This is a genomic window from Microlunatus sp. GCM10028923 (assembly GCF_042666975.1).
GTDB lineage: Bacteria > Actinomycetota > Actinomycetes > Propionibacteriales > Propionibacteriaceae > Microlunatus.
The window spans coordinates 249362-263461 of record NZ_JBHTFF010000010.1; the positions used below are offsets into that span (position 1 = coordinate 249362).

Consider the following 14100-nt stretch of genomic DNA (forward strand, 5'->3'; position numbering starts at 1 on the left):
GCCTAACCTATGCGGCGGCGCAGCCAGTCCCCGGTCGCGTCGGCGTACCAGCGCTGGTGGGTTCTCAGGTACGGCGAGTTGTCCACCTCGGGCCGCCGGCCGGCCATCGTGAAGTAGCCGAGCAGCATGGCGAGGAAGCCGTCGACCAGTGCCGGGTCGTCGACCACGCCGGTCTCGGCGAGCAGCCGCTCGGCGTCCAGGCCGTCGCCGTGCATGGAGATCGCCAGCGTGACGGTGTCGGTCCAGCTCGGGCCGAGGACGGGGAAGTTCCAGTCGCAGACGTGGACCCGGCCGTCGCTGCCGATGATCACGTTGTCGTCGCGGAGGTCGCAGTGGATCAGGGTCGTCCTCGGCATCCGGCCCAGGAAGTCCCGGGCCAACGGGGCACCGGACTCGATGATGTCGGCGGGCAGCCAGCCGTGCTCCGCGATCGCCGCCCAGTCGTCGCCGTTCTGGGCGAACTCGATGTCCAGGCCGATCCAGTCCGCACCGGTCGGCGGCGGTGTCAGGGTCCGGCCGAGGTCGGCGGCGCAGCGCAGCACGTCCCTCGCCTCTTCCTCGCGCCAGGGCCGGAGCGGTGGCCGGCCGTCGATGTCGGTGAAGCCGGCGATCAGCCAGTCCTCGCCGTCGACCTGGAACAGCCGGTCGAAGATCACCGGCGGCGCCGGGACCGCGGCCGGCAGCAGGCGCAGCTTGTCCACCTCCGCCTGGTAGGCCTCGATCATCCACGGGTACGCCGAGCTCGCCGCCTTCACGAACAGCCGCTGCCCGTCGGCCAGCACCAGCCGGGACGCGAAGCCCGGGGTGAAGCCGCTGCCCTGGGACCGGGCCTCGACGACCTCGCCGCCGGCCAGCGTCTGGATCTCCTGCCGGACCTGCGCCGGCAGGTCGGTCCAGACCGGGCGCAGCGCGGTTGCTCCGACGGGGATCGGCGTGGGCGGAACCATGCCGGTCAGTGTGCCCTGGCTCGGGCGGTCGGGCCACCCGGTTATGGGGAAACTCGAGCCCACCAGACCCGGCGGAAAGTTCCACAGTGTGGGAGAGCAGTCGTAGGCCGGTCGGACGACGGGGGTACGGGGGAGGTGGGGGCGGTTGCCAGGGGGTTGCCGCATGTGCAGCCGGTGTTGATCTTCGTAGCCTCACCTGTCATGACTTCCTTCACTCCCTCCCGGGTCGGCGCCGTGCTCGCCGTGATCATGGTCGCCCTGGCCGGCACGTCCTGTGCCGTGACCAAGGTCGGCAGCGGTGCGCCGGAGGTCGCGACCTATGAACTGACCGGCGACCGGATCGTGATCGACTCCGACTTCGGCGAGCTCGAAGTCGTGCCGGTGGCTCCCGTCGAAGGCCCGCAGCGCAAGATCACGGTGACCCGCTGGTTCGAGGCGGAGAAGACCGCCGGCACCGCTCGCGCCGACTGGTCCAAGGTCGGCGACGACACGATCAAGCTCGGCGGCGTCTGCTCCGGCGTCGTGATCGACTGCCGACTGCGGCACCGGGTCGAGGTGCCGTCGAACGTACCGGTCAAGATCACCGCCGATGCCGGCAGCGTGGTCGCGAACGGCTTCACGGCGGCGCTCGAGGTCAAGGTGACCGACGGCAACGTCAACCTGGACCAGGTCTCCGGCCCGGTGGTCTTGAACACTCGGGACGGCAGCCTGCGCGCGGAGCGGCTCACCTCGGACCAAGTCACCGCGAAGTCCGACAACGGGTACGTGATCCTGGAGTTCGACGAGCCGCCCGCCACGGTCGAGACCCGCTCCACCGACGGGAACACGACGATCCGGGTGCCCGACTCCGGCTACAAGATCAAGACCGACCTGCGGGACGCCAAGTCCACGATCAAGATCGCCAAGCGGAGCGACGCCGACCGCAAGATCACCGCGGCCGTGTCCAACGGCCGGCTCCGGATCGAATCCCGGTAAACCGTTCGCGGCCGGCGCAGTGGCTTGTCACAATCGAAGCCCAGCGAACGAGGAGTGATCATGCACCAGCTGCCGTCGGCCTACCCGCGGCACCGGCATGCCTCCGAGGACGCCCGCCGGATCGCCCAGAACGGGCTGAAGCTGCTGGTCCAGGTCGGCTCCGGCGTGCACGGTACGTCGATCAGCGGGCAGGACGACCGGGACGAGATGGGCTTCTGCATCGAGCCCGAGGAGTACCTGATCGGCCTGGCCCGGATCACCACCCCTGGCGGCGGCAGCCTGCCGTTCGACCAGTTCGAGCGGCACACCGCATGGGACCGGCCGGGCGGGATCCGGAACCGGTCCGGCGCCGGCGATCTGGACGTGCTCGTCTACTCGCTGCGCAAATGGGCCCGGCTGGCCGCCGACGGCAACCCGACCGTCCTGCTGCCGATCTTCGTACCGGAGGACGAGATCGTGGTCGGCTCGGCGGTGGCCGACGAGGTCCGGGCCAACGCGCACCGGTTCGCCAGCAAGCGGTCGATCCGGAGGTTCCTGGGCTATCTGGAGAGCCAGCTCGGCGCGATGAACGGCACCCGGTCCCGGCACACCAACCGGCCCGAGCTGATCGCCGAGCACGGCTACGACACGAAGTTCGCCATGCACGCGGCGCGCCTCGGCGTGCAGGGCCTGGAGTTCGCCCGGACCGGCCGGATCACGCTGCCGATCCCGGAACCTCAGCGGACCACGCTGCGGGCGATCCGCTCCGGCGACGTGCCGCTGGCCGAGACCCTGCGGATGATCAACGAGCTGCGCGACGACCTGGTCGCCGAACTCGACCAGGATCGGCTTCCGGACGAGCCGGACCGCCGCTGGATCGACGCGTGGCTGATCGCCGCCTATCAGCAGGAGTGGCGGGCCTGAGCGGACCGCGCGCCGACCGGCTCAGCGGCCGGCGAGGGAGCTGATCACGGCACCGGCCAGCAGCAGGGTGTAGCCGACGACGGAGTACCGGGTGATCAGGAGCCGGCGCGCCGGGCCCCAGCCGGTGAAGCCGAGCAGCCAGGCGATCCCCGGCAGCACCAGGATCGCGTGCATCGCGACGGCGTGCAGCGGCTTGAGGAAGCCCGCGGTCGCGTACGCCGTCGCCGGGTCGCCCGACCGGACCAGGGTGACGCCGGTCGCGATCATGATCGCCCCGGTGCCGAACGCGACCAGCAGGGTGACGAAGCCGAACCGCAGCGCCAGCCGCAACTCCGGCGCCAGCTCGGCGGTCTGCCGCAGCGCGGCGCCGGCCAGGATCAGCCCGACGACGATGATCACCAGGCCGCCGCCGGCCAGCGTCATCGACACCGCCGTGTCGAACGGGGTCTCGAAGTTGAAGTGGGACGGCACGCCGCGCTGCGCCTGCAGGGTGATCAACGTGGTCTCGATCACGCAGACCACCGCGAAGGCGGACAGCACGGCGCCGCGCACCGTCGCCGACATCCGGATGAACGAACTCGCCCAGGCGACCGACGCCAGGGTCAGCCCGAAGGACAACCCGAAGGTGGCCGCCTTCCGCAGCGAGGTCGGCCCGTCCCAGGAGGCGCCGGTGACCAGCAGCTCGCCGACGTGGAACAGGCCGCTGCCGAACAGCACCGCGGCGATGACGTACCAGGACCGTTCCAGCGGCCGGGCCGTGGTCCAGATCCGCAGCACCGCGCCGGCCAGGCCGCGGGTGGTGGCGACGAGCGTGTTCATGGTGTCCTCCTCCGACCTCCGCATCGTCGCTCCGGGACCCGGTCCGGCGCGTCCGCCCGGGCGCGGCTCCCGGCTACGCAATCCTGCGTAGCGGCCCTCAACTCCGTCATCTTGGTCACACCCGGACGGTCAGCCGGGCCCGCCGCGGGTCCGGGCGTGGGGAGGTTCGGCAGGACTCGGCATACCCTGATCGGTGTGGATGCTGTGCAGCGCCCGGCGCTCCGGGTCCGTACCACGGAGGCTGCCGACCTCGGGGATCTTGCGGTACGGCTACCGCGGCGCGAAGGCGTCGCATGGGTCAGGGACGGTTCCGGCCTGATCGGCTGTGGCGAGGTGGCTCGCTACAAGGCGAGCTCGTTCGCCGACGCCGAGCGCTGGTGGGCCGAGCTGGTCGACGCCGCGGAGATCGAGTCCGACCTGGACGATCCGCCGTCCGGATCCGGGCTGGTGGCCTTCGGCAGCTTCGTCTTCGATCCCGACAACACCGACTCGCAGTCGATCTTGATCGTCCCCGAGGTGATCTACGGACACCGCGGCGGCCGCAGCTGGATCACCGAGATCTCCGACCCGACCCGGCAGGCCCTGACCCCGCCGCTGACCGGGTCCGCGCCGCCGGCCGCGGAGCCGGACGGGACGCCCGAGCCGCCGCGCACGGTCAGCTACGCCGACGGGGCGCTGAGCGGGCCGCAGTGGGAGGGCGCCGTGGCCGAGGCGGTCCGCCGGATCAACGCGAACGGGCTGGACAAGGTCGTGCTGGCCCGCAACCTACTGGCCGTCGCCGACCGCGACCTGGACCCGCGCTGGCTGGTCCGCCAGTTGTCCGCGACCTACCGGCGCTGTTGGACCTATCTGGTCGACGGGCTGGTCGGCGCGACGCCGGAGATGCTGGTCCGTTCCGAGGCCGGCCTGGTCACCTCGCGGGTGCTGGCCGGGACCATCCGCCGGACCGGCCGCGACGATCATGATCTTGCCCTGGCCGCGGCGCTGTCCGGGTCCAGCAAGGACCTGGAGGAGCACGAGTACGCGGTCCGTTCGGTGGCCGCGGCCCTGGCGCCGTACTGCTCCGGGATGAACGTGCCCGACGCCCCGTACGTGCTGGAGCTGCCCAACGTGCTGCACCTGGCCACCGACGTCACCGCTGCGCTCGATCCGGGCACCACGGCGCTCGGCCTGGCGGCTGCGCTGCACCCGAGTGCCGCCGTGTGCGGGACCCCGACCGATCTGGCCCGGACCACGATCGCCGAGCTGGAGAAGATGGACCGCGGCCGCTACGCCGGGCCGGTCGGCTGGATCGACGCCCGCGGCGACGGCGAGTGGGGGATCGCGCTGCGCTGCGGTCAGATCGACGACACCGACCCGAGCCAGATCCGGCTCTACGCCGGCTGCGGCATCGTCGCCGGCTCCGATCCCGAGGCGGAACTGGCCGAGTCCAACGCCAAGCTGGTGCCGATGCGGGACGCGCTCGCCGGTTGATGATTATGAGCGCCGTCGCTGTGGTGCTGGCCGGCGGCCTTTCGCGGCGGTACGGCAGCGACAAGCTGACCGCGGACGTCGACGGCCAAACCTTGCTGGACCGGGCGATCGGCGGGCTGCACGACGACCGCGAGGTGATCATCGTCGGTCCGGCCCGCGCACTGACCAGCGGGGGCCATGAACCTGGCACCTCGACAAGCTCAGTGCGCGTTGGGCATGAGCCGCCTTGGTCCGACCCCGTGCGTGTCCGGTTCGTACCCGATGATCATCCCGACGGCGGACCGGCGGCCGCGATGATCACCGGACTCCGCGCCGCCCTGGACAGCACGGCGGAGTTGATCTTGGTGCTGCCCGGCGACGCCCCTGGCGCCGGAATCGCGGCCGAGAAGCTGGCGGCCGAGTTGGCCCGCCGGCCGGAGTCGCCCGGCCTGCTCGCGGTCGACCGGTCCGGCCGGGACCAGCCGCTGCAGCTGGCGCTGCGCCGCCCTGCCGCCGAGCACCTGGTCCGGGCGTCCGAGCCGGACGGCGCCCAGGGCCGGTCCGCGCGCCGCCTGGTCGCGACCCTCGACCTGCCCCGCCTCGAACTCGACCGGGCCGCGACCTGGGACATCGACACCGCCCGCCAGCACCGCGCCTGGGTCCTCCGCGACGGCGCTGCCGTCCGGGCCGTGCGGCAGTTGCTGGAAGAGCGAGCACCGACTGCAGTGATCTTGATCGGGGGCGATCGGGACCAGGTGGACGCGCTGGCCGACGCCGTCGAGCTGGCCGGTGACGCCCGGCCGACCGCGGACGCCGCGGACGTCGACGGCTGGTTCACCCGGTCGCTTCACGTACCGCCGCCGCATCGCTCGGCCACCCTCCGGATCGGGGTCGGTCCCGGGCCCGTACCGGACGGCGTCGAGCTCGTCGTGTCCTGACCCCTTGCCTGCCCTTCGACAAGCTCAGGGAACGTTGTGGTCCGGAGCTCGGGGAACGTTGTGGTCCGGAGCTCGGGGAACGCCGCGGAGCCGGCCGCCGACCCATTTACGCAAGGTCTGGCGTGCGTAAATGACGCGGATCTTCCTTACAGGGTTGGGAAAACCGGCGTGGCGACTCCGGGGTGGGTCAAGTGGCGGGTCAGAATCAGGAGTCGTAGACTGACGCCGAGCTAGTGATTGTTTTCACTAACTCAAGACCCCGTAATGCCGTGGTGCCGGCGCGCGCCAGGTAACAACACCAAGCAGGAGCGGAAATGGGTCCCACCCTGTCCGGCGTCGTGCTTGCGGCGCGCCCTGATCGCGCCGCGCTTCCGGCGCACGATACGAGGAGGGCAGGTCAGTGGTGAGTCCTTACCTGGGCATCGTCATGATGCTGGCGATCGCCGCGGCGTTCGTCGGCCTGACGATCCTGACCACCATGATCGTCGGCCCCGGTCGGTACAACCGGGCCAAGTACGACTCGTACGAGTGCGGCATCGAGCCGACCCCGCAGCCGATCGGTGGCGGCCGGTTCCCGGTCAAGTACTACATCACCGCGATGCTGTTCATCGTGTTCGACATCGAGATCGTCTTCCTCTACCCGTGGGCGGTCTCGTTCGATCAGATGGGCACGTTCGCGCTGGTCGAGATGGTCCTGTTCATCGTGACCGTCTTCGTCGCGTACATCTACGTGCTCCGCCGTGGCGGATTGGAGTGGGACTGACATGGGCGTAGAAGAGAAGCTCCCTACCGGGGTGCTGCTGACCACCGTCGAGAACATCTTCGGCTACATGCGCAGTGCGTCGTTCTGGCCGGCCACCTTCGGGCTGGCCTGCTGCGCCATCGAGATGATGACGTACGGCGCGCCGCGGTACGACTCGGGCCGCTGGGGCCAGGAGGTCTTCCGGGCCTCTCCTCGGCAGGCCGACCTGATGATCGTCGCCGGCCGGGTGAGCCAGAAGATGGCCCCGGTACTGCGGCAGATCTACGACCAGATGCACAACCCCAAGTGGGTGCTCGCGATGGGCGTCTGCGCCAGCACCGGCGGCATGTTCAACAACTACGCGATCGTCCAGGGTGTCGATCACGTGGTGCCCGTCGACATCTACCTGCCCGGCTGCCCGCCGCGGCCGGAGATGTTGATCGACGCGATGTTCAAGCTGCGCGACAAGGTGCGTGACCTGCCGGTCGGCCTGAACGCCGACGAGGCGGCCGAGATGGCCGAGCAGCGTGCCCTGATCGACGTCCCGACCCGCGAACTGAAGGGTCTGCTCCGATGAGCGACAAGCCGCGCCGCGCCATGGGCGACGACGAGGGTACGGAGAGCTCGCCGAAGTCCCAGGGGACCGGAGGTACGGCAGCGCCGTCCACCGAGCCGGTGCCGGGCGCCGAGACCGCCGAAGACCCTTCGACGGGCTCAGGGGACGTTGGTGATCTTGAGACCCGTGCCGAGGTGATCGGCGTGCGCCGCGGGATGTTCGGCGCCAGCGGTTCCCCGGACACCTCCGGCTACGGCGGCCTGATCAAGACCGTCGAGTTCCCGGCCGGCACGCAGCCCCCGTACGGCGGCTGGTTCGACGAGGTGTACGACCGGATGACCGAGCTGTTGTCCGATCCGCGCGCGGCGATCAGCCGGGTCGTCGTACACCGCGGTGAGATCACCTTCTACATCGAGCGGGAGCACCTGACCGAGCTGGTCGGGTACCTCCGCGACGACGCGCAGCTGCGGTTCGAGTTCTGCAGCAGCGTGTCCGGCGTGCATTACCCGGCCGACACCGGCCGCGAACTGCACGCGGTGCTGCACCTGCAGTCGATGACCCACAACCGGCGGATCCGGATCGAGGTCACGGCGCCGGACGCCGACCCGCACGTCCCGTCGGTCACGCCGACCTATCCGACCGCGGACTGGCACGAGCGCGAGACGTACGACATGTTCGGCATCGTCTTCGACGGGCACCCGGCGCTGACCCGGATCCTGATGCCGGACGACTGGCCGGGCCACCCGCAACGCAAGGACTATCCGCTCGGCGGCATCGAGGTGGAATACAAGGGCGCCTCCATTCCGCCACCCGATCAGCGGAGGAGCTACAACTGATGTCTGCCACCACCAGCGATCCGTACGGTGCCTTCAGCGACGACGACGCTGACCAGATCTACACCGTCACCGGTCAGGACTGGGACGCGGTCGTCGCCGATCAGGCCGAGCGCGGCGACGAGCGGATCGTCGTCAACATGGGCCCGCAGCACCCGTCCACCCACGGCGTGCTCCGGTTGATCTTGGAGATGGAGGGCGAGTCGGTCACGGAGGCCCGGACCGGCATCGGCTACCTGCACACCGGGATCGAGAAGAACATGGAGTTCCGCACCTGGACCCAGGGCGTGACCTTCTGTACCCGGATGGACTACCTGTCGCCGCTGTCGCAGGAGATGAGCTACTGCCTCGGCGTCGAGCGGCTGCTCGACATCGAAGATCAGATTCCGGAGAAGGCCCAGGTCATCCGGGTGATGATGCTGGAGCTGAACCGGATCTCCTCGCACCTGGTCTGCATCGCCACCGGCGGCATGGAGATCGGCGCGCTGACCGTGATGACGATCGGCTTCCGCGAGCGGGAGAAGGTGCTCGACGCGTTCGAGTTGATCACCGGTCTGCGGATGAACCACGCGTACATCCGGCCCGGCGGCGTCGCGAACGATCTTCCGGACAACGGTCTTGATCATCTGCGCGACCTGGTCAAGTGGCTGAAGAAGCACCTGCCCGAGTACGCGGACTTCTGCAACGAGAACCCGATCTTCAAGGGCCGGCTCGGCGACGTCGGCTACCTGGACCTGGCCGGCTGCATGGCCCTCGGCATCTCCGGGCCGCCGCTGCGCGCCACCGGGTACGACTGGGACCTCCGCAAGAAGCAGCCGTACAGCGGCTACGAGACGTACGACTTCGAGGTGCCCACCTGGGACACCTGCGACTCCTACGGCCGGTTCCGGATCCGGCTCGAGGAGATGTGGCAGAGCGTCAAGATCGTCGAGCAGTGCATCGACCGGCTGGACAAGATGCAGGGCGATCCGGTGATGGTGGCCGACAAGAAGATCGCCTGGCCGGCCCAGCTGGCCGTCGGCAGCGACGGGATGGGCAACTCCAACGAGTACCTGAAGCACATCATGGGTGAGTCGATGGAGGCCCTGATCCACCACTTCAAGCTGGTCACCGAGGGCTTCCGGGTGCCGCCCGGCCAGGCCTACGTGCCGGTGGAGAGCCCGCGCGGCGAGCTCGGCGCGCACGTCGTCTCCGACGGCGGGACCCGCCCGTTCCGGGCCCACTTCCGGGACCCGAGCTTCGTCAACCTGCAGGCCATGCCGGCGATGTGCGAGGGCGGCATGGTGTCCGACGTGATCGTCGCGGTCGCCTCGCTGGACCCCGTCATGGGAGGTGTTGATCGATGAGCGGCGAGAACGGGCATCACCAGATGAAGACCCACTTCGACGAGCCGAGCCTCGACTACAGCGAGACCGGGACCGCGATCGGCGAAGAGACGATCAACGAGCTGCGCCAGATCGCGGCCCGCTACCCGCAGGCCCGGTCCGCGCTGCTGCCGATGCTGCACCTGGTGCAGTCGGTCGACGGCCGGGTCACGCCGGCCGGGATCGAGATCTGCGCCGACATCCTCGGCCTGACCCCGGCCGAGGTCTCCGGCGTCGCGACGTTCTACACCATGTACAAGCGGAAGCCGGTCGGCGAGTACCACGTCGGCGTCTGCACCACGGCGCTCTGCGCGATCATGGGCGGCGACGAGGTGCTGGCCCGGCTCCAAGATCATCTCGAGGTCGGCAACGACGAGACGACCGAGGACGGCAAGATCACGCTCGAGCACATCGAGTGCAACGCCGCCTGCGACTTCGCGCCGGTGATGATGGTCAACTGGGAGTTCATGGACAACATGACCCCGGACTCCGCCGTCGACGTCGTGGACCGGCTCCGGGCCGGCGACGAGGTGCAGTCCACCCGCGGGGCGCGGCTGTGCAGCTGGAAGCAGGGCGAGCGGGTGCTGGCGGGCTTCCCCGACGGCCGGGCCGACGAGGGACCGACCGCGGGACCGCAGTCGCTGCGCGGCCTCGAACTGGCCCGCGCCAACGGCTGGAAGGCTCCCGATCCGGACAACCTGCCGCAGCCCGAGCAAGAGACCGAGGAGGGGAAGGCCTGATGGCCGACACGCTGACGCCCGTCCTGACCGCGAACTGGGGCGACGACCGCGCCTGGAAGCTCAACAACTACGAGCAGAGCGGCGGCTACCGGGCCCTCCGCAAGGCGCTGGAGATGCAGCCCGATGACGTCGTCGCGGCGGTCAAGGACTCCGGCCTGCGGGGTCGCGGCGGCGCCGGCTTCCCGACCGGGATGAAGTGGAGCTTCATCCCCAAGGACAACCCGAACCCGACCTATCTGGTGGTCAACGCCGACGAGTCGGAACCGGGTACCTGCAAGGACATCCCGCTGATGATGGCCAGCCCGCACACGCTGGTCGAGGGCGTGATCATCGCCTCGTACGCGATCAAGGCGAAGTACGCGTTCATCTACGTCCGCGGCGAGGTGCTGCACGTGATCCGCCGGCTGCAGCAGGCGGTCCGCGAAGCGTACTCGGCGGGCTACATCGGCAAGCACGTGCTGGGCACCGACTTCGACCTCGAGGTGATCGTGCACGCGGGCGCGGGCGCGTACATCTGCGGCGAGGAGACCGCCCTGCTGGACTCGCTGGAGGGCCGCCGCGGTCAGCCGCGACTGCGGCCGCCGTTCCCCGCCGTGGCCGGCCTGTACGCCAGCCCGACGGTGATCAACAACGTCGAGTCGATCTCGTCGGTGCCGGGCATCATCGGCAACGGCGCGGACTGGTTCGCCTCGATGGGGACCGAGAAGTCGAAGGGGATGGGGATCTTCTCCCTGTCCGGCCACGTCGCCAACCCGGGCCAGTTCGAGGCACCGCTCGGCATCACCCTGCGCAAGCTGATCGAGCTGGCCGGCGGGATGCGGGAGGGGCACACGCTGAAGTTCTGGACCCCGGGCGGGTCCTCGACTCCGCTGCTGACCGACGAGCATCTTGATCTTGTGCTCGACTTCGACTCGGTGGTCGCCGCCGGATCGATGCTCGGCACCCGGGCCCTGCAGTGCTTCGACGACACCACCTCGGTGGTCCGGACCGTGCTGCGCTGGACCGAGTTCTACAAGCACGAGTCGTGCGGCAAGTGCACCCCGTGCCGGGAGGGCACCTGGTGGCTGGTGCAGATCCTCAAGCGGCTCGAGGAGGGCCGCGGCGAGGAGGGCGACATCGAGAAGTTGCTCGACCTGTGCGAGAACATCCTCGGCCGCTCGTTCTGCGCGCTGGGCGACGGCGCCACGTCGCCGATCTCCTCGGCGATCAAGTACTTCCGGGACGAGTTCGAGGCCGGCATGCACACCCCGGCCTGGGAGCTCTTCCCGTACGAACGCAGCACGATCTTCGTCCGCAAGCCGGCTGAAGCAGGAGCCAGTTGATGACGGTCACGACCGACAAGAAGTCCGCCGAGGTGACTCCGGCGGAGGATCTGATCACCCTCACCATCGACGATGTCGAGGTGTCGGTGCCCAAGGGCACGCTGGTGATCAGGGCTGCCGAGCTGATCGGCGTCGAGGTGCCGCGGTTCTGTGATCATCCGCTGCTCGACCCGGTCGGCGCCTGCCGGCAGTGTCTGGTCGACATCCCGGACGCCGGCAACGGCCGCGGGATGCCGAAGCCGCAGGCGTCCTGCACCCTCGAGGTGATGCCGGGCATGGTGGTCAAGACCCAGGTCACCTCGCCGGTCGCCGAGAAGGCACAGAACGGGAACATGGAGTTCCTGTTGATCAACCACCCGCTGGACTGCCCGATCTGCGACAAGGGCGGCGAGTGCCCGCTGCAGAACCAGGCGATGAGCCACGGGTACGCGGAGTCCCGGTTCACCGACGTGAAGCGGACCTTCCCGAAGCCGATCAACATCTCGGCGCAGGTGCTGCTGGACCGCGAGCGCTGCGTGCTCTGCGCCCGCTGCACCCGGTTCTCCGAGCAGATCGCCGGCGACCCGTTCATCGCGCTGATCGAGCGCGGTGCGCTGCAGCAGGTCGGCATCTACGAGAACGAGCCGTTCGAGTCCTACTTCTCCGGCAACACGATCCAGATCTGCCCGGTCGGTGCGCTGACCAGCGCCGCCTACCGGTTCCGGTCGCGGCCTTTTGATCTTGTCTCGACGCCGTCGGTGGCCGAGCACGACGCGTGCGGCTCGGCGGTGCGCGTTGATCATCGGCGCGGCACCGTGATGCGGCGGATGGCCGGCAACGATCCCGAGGTCAACGAGGAGTGGATCACCGACAAGGACCGGTTCGCCTTCCGGTACGGCCGCGGTGAGGACCGGCTGACGTACCCGCTGGTTCGGGACGGCGACGTCTTGCGTCCGGCCTCCTGGCCCGAGGCGCTGCAGGTCGCGGCGGACGGTTTGCGCAAGGCGGGCGAGTCGGTCGGCGTGCTGACCGGCGGGCGGCTCACCGTCCAGGACGCGTACGGCTACTCGAAGTTCGCCCGGGCCGTCCTCGGTACCAACAACATCGACTTCCGGTCCCGGCCGCACACCGCCGAGGAGGCGGAGTTCCTGGCCCACAAGGTCGCCGGCTCGGCGGCCAAGCCGGGGGCGTCGCCGGTGACGTACGCCGACCTGGAGTCCGCGTCCGGCGTGCTGCTGGTCTCGTTCGAGGCCGAGGAGGAGGCCGGCTCGGTCTTCCTCCGGCTGCGCAAGGCGCATCGCAAGAGCGGCCTGAAGTCGTGGACCCTGGCCCCGTACCTGAGCAACGGCGCCCGCAAGCACGGTGCGACCTTGATCAAGACCGTGCCCGGTGCCGAGGCGGCGACGCTGAACCGGCTGCCGGCCGGCGTCGAGCTGGACGCCGACTCGGTGATCTTGGTCGGCGAGCGGGCCGCGCTGTCCTCCGGAACCCTCACCGCCGTGCTCGAACTGAGCCGGTCCACCGGCGCCCGGATCGCTTGGATCCCGCGCCGGGCCGGTGATCGCGGCGCCGTCGAGGCCGGCTGCCTGCCCAACCTGCTGCCGGGCGGACGTCCAGTCAGCGATGCCGCCGCGCGGGTCGACCTGGCCGGTGCCTGGGGCATCGACGAGGTGCCGGCGCTGGCCGGCCGGGACACCGACGAGATGCTCATGTCGGCGGCCGACTCGGAGCTGGGCGCGCTGGTCGTGGCCGGGGTCGACCCGGGCGACCTGCTCGATCCGCGGTCAGCGCTGGAAGGCCTGGAGCAGGTCGGGTTCGTGGTCAGCATCGAGCAGCGCGCCTCGCAGGTGACCGAGCGTGCCGACGTGGTGCTCCCGGTCGCGCTGAACGAGGAGCGGGCCGGCAGCTTCCTCACCTGGGAGGGCCGCGAGCGGCCCTTCGGCGTGGTGATCAAGCGCGACAACGCGATGACCGACCTGCGCGTGCTCGCCGCCCTGGCCGACCTGCTCGGCAAGGATCTCGGGGTGCGCAGCGCCGCCGAGGCCGACGCCGAACTGGCCGAGCTCGGGCCGTGGGACGGCCACGTGGCCGCGGCTCCGGCGATCGAACCGGTCCGGGCCAGCGTGCCCGGTACGACGACCGTCGTGCTGGCCACCTGGCGGCTGGCGATCGACGCCAGCCGGGCCGTCGACAACGAGCCGGCCCTGCTGGCGACCGGCCGGAAGCCGGTGGCCCGGCTCAGCACGGCCACCGCCGAGGCGGCCGGGATCTCCGACCGGGTTCAGATCGAGACCGACCACGGCTCGCTGGAACTGCCGGTGGAACTGGTCCCGGAGATGGCCGACGGTGTGGTCTGGGTGCCGACCCTGGCCCCGGGTCTCGGCGTCGCCGAACACCTGGCCGCGGCCGCCGGCGATGTGGTCCGGATTGCCGCGGTGGGGTCGGATTCGACAGGATCGCCTTCGGGTGACTCCGACGCAGCCGAGCCCGCAGAGACTGTGTCCACGGACGATGGGCAGGGAGCTTGATC

Annotated in this window: 13 protein-coding genes; 11 read left to right on the plus strand and 2 right to left on the minus strand. The window is 70.0% G+C overall.

The features are described from left to right. Positions 1–2: 2 nt before the first annotated feature. Positions 3–947 (minus strand): aminoglycoside phosphotransferase family protein, encoded by a 945-nt coding sequence (locus tag ACFQU4_RS24220; RefSeq protein ID WP_377496854.1) that lies wholly within the window; start codon positions 945–947, stop codon positions 3–5. 201 nt (positions 948–1148) lie between these two features. On the opposite strand from ACFQU4_RS24220, the gene ACFQU4_RS24225 reads away from it, so the two are divergent. Further along, positions 1149–1922, plus strand: coding sequence for a DUF4097 family beta strand repeat-containing protein (locus tag ACFQU4_RS24225; RefSeq protein ID WP_377496856.1), 774 nt, complete (start codon positions 1149–1151; stop codon positions 1920–1922). A 60-nt stretch (positions 1923–1982) separates the two neighbouring features. Then, the gene (locus ACFQU4_RS24230; protein WP_377496858.1) at positions 1983–2825 is read left to right on the plus strand and encodes a DNA polymerase beta superfamily protein; all 843 of its coding nucleotides are present in this window, start codon (positions 1983–1985) and stop codon (positions 2823–2825) included. 21 nt (positions 2826–2846) lie between these two features. Here the strand turns inward: ACFQU4_RS24230 and ACFQU4_RS24235 are convergent, their stop codons facing one another. Next, positions 2847–3644 (minus strand): hypothetical protein, encoded by a 798-nt coding sequence (locus ACFQU4_RS24235; protein ID WP_377496860.1) that lies wholly within the window; start codon positions 3642–3644, stop codon positions 2847–2849. 195 nt (positions 3645–3839) lie between these two features. Between ACFQU4_RS24235 and ACFQU4_RS24240 the strand changes: the two genes are divergently transcribed. The 9 genes from ACFQU4_RS24240 (at position 3840) to ACFQU4_RS24280 (ending at position 14098) form a co-directional block, all read left to right on the plus strand. Then, on the plus strand, positions 3840–5117 hold the full coding sequence (locus tag ACFQU4_RS24240; RefSeq protein WP_377496862.1) for an isochorismate synthase MenF: 1278 nt from the start codon (positions 3840–3842) through the stop codon (positions 5115–5117). 5 nt (positions 5118–5122) lie between these two features. Beyond that, positions 5123–6034, plus strand: coding sequence for a molybdenum cofactor guanylyltransferase (locus tag ACFQU4_RS24245; protein ID WP_377496864.1), 912 nt, complete (start codon positions 5123–5125; stop codon positions 6032–6034). A gap of 403 nt (positions 6035–6437) precedes the next feature. After that, entirely contained in the window at positions 6438–6797 is a 360-nt protein-coding gene (locus ACFQU4_RS24250; RefSeq protein WP_377496867.1) for an NADH-quinone oxidoreductase subunit A, read from the plus strand. A 1-nt stretch (position 6798) separates the two neighbouring features. Then, entirely contained in the window at positions 6799–7353 is a 555-nt protein-coding gene (locus tag ACFQU4_RS24255) for a NuoB/complex I 20 kDa subunit family protein (RefSeq protein WP_377496869.1), read from the plus strand. After that, positions 7350–8168: an NADH-quinone oxidoreductase subunit C gene (locus ACFQU4_RS24260; protein WP_377496871.1), complete on the plus strand. Its 819-nt coding sequence runs from the start codon at positions 7350–7352 to the stop codon at positions 8166–8168. The genes ACFQU4_RS24255 and ACFQU4_RS24260 overlap by 4 nt, the downstream gene beginning before the upstream one ends. Then, entirely contained in the window at positions 8168–9511 is a 1344-nt protein-coding gene (locus tag ACFQU4_RS24265) for an NADH-quinone oxidoreductase subunit D (protein ID WP_377496874.1), read from the plus strand. Before ACFQU4_RS24260 ends, ACFQU4_RS24265 begins: the two co-directional genes overlap by 1 nt. Further along, a complete protein-coding gene (nuoE, locus tag ACFQU4_RS24270; RefSeq protein WP_377496878.1) occupies positions 9508–10269 on the plus strand; it encodes an NADH-quinone oxidoreductase subunit NuoE in 762 nt (253 codons plus the stop codon). Before ACFQU4_RS24265 ends, nuoE begins: the two co-directional genes overlap by 4 nt. Next, on the plus strand, positions 10269–11591 hold the full coding sequence (gene nuoF / locus ACFQU4_RS24275) for an NADH-quinone oxidoreductase subunit NuoF (RefSeq protein ID WP_377496880.1): 1323 nt from the start codon (positions 10269–10271) through the stop codon (positions 11589–11591). The genes nuoE and nuoF overlap by 1 nt, the downstream gene beginning before the upstream one ends. After that, on the plus strand, positions 11591–14098 hold the full coding sequence (locus ACFQU4_RS24280; protein WP_377496882.1) for an NADH-quinone oxidoreductase subunit G: 2508 nt from the start codon (positions 11591–11593) through the stop codon (positions 14096–14098). Before nuoF ends, ACFQU4_RS24280 begins: the two co-directional genes overlap by 1 nt. The last annotated feature ends 2 nt before the right edge of the window (positions 14099–14100 follow it).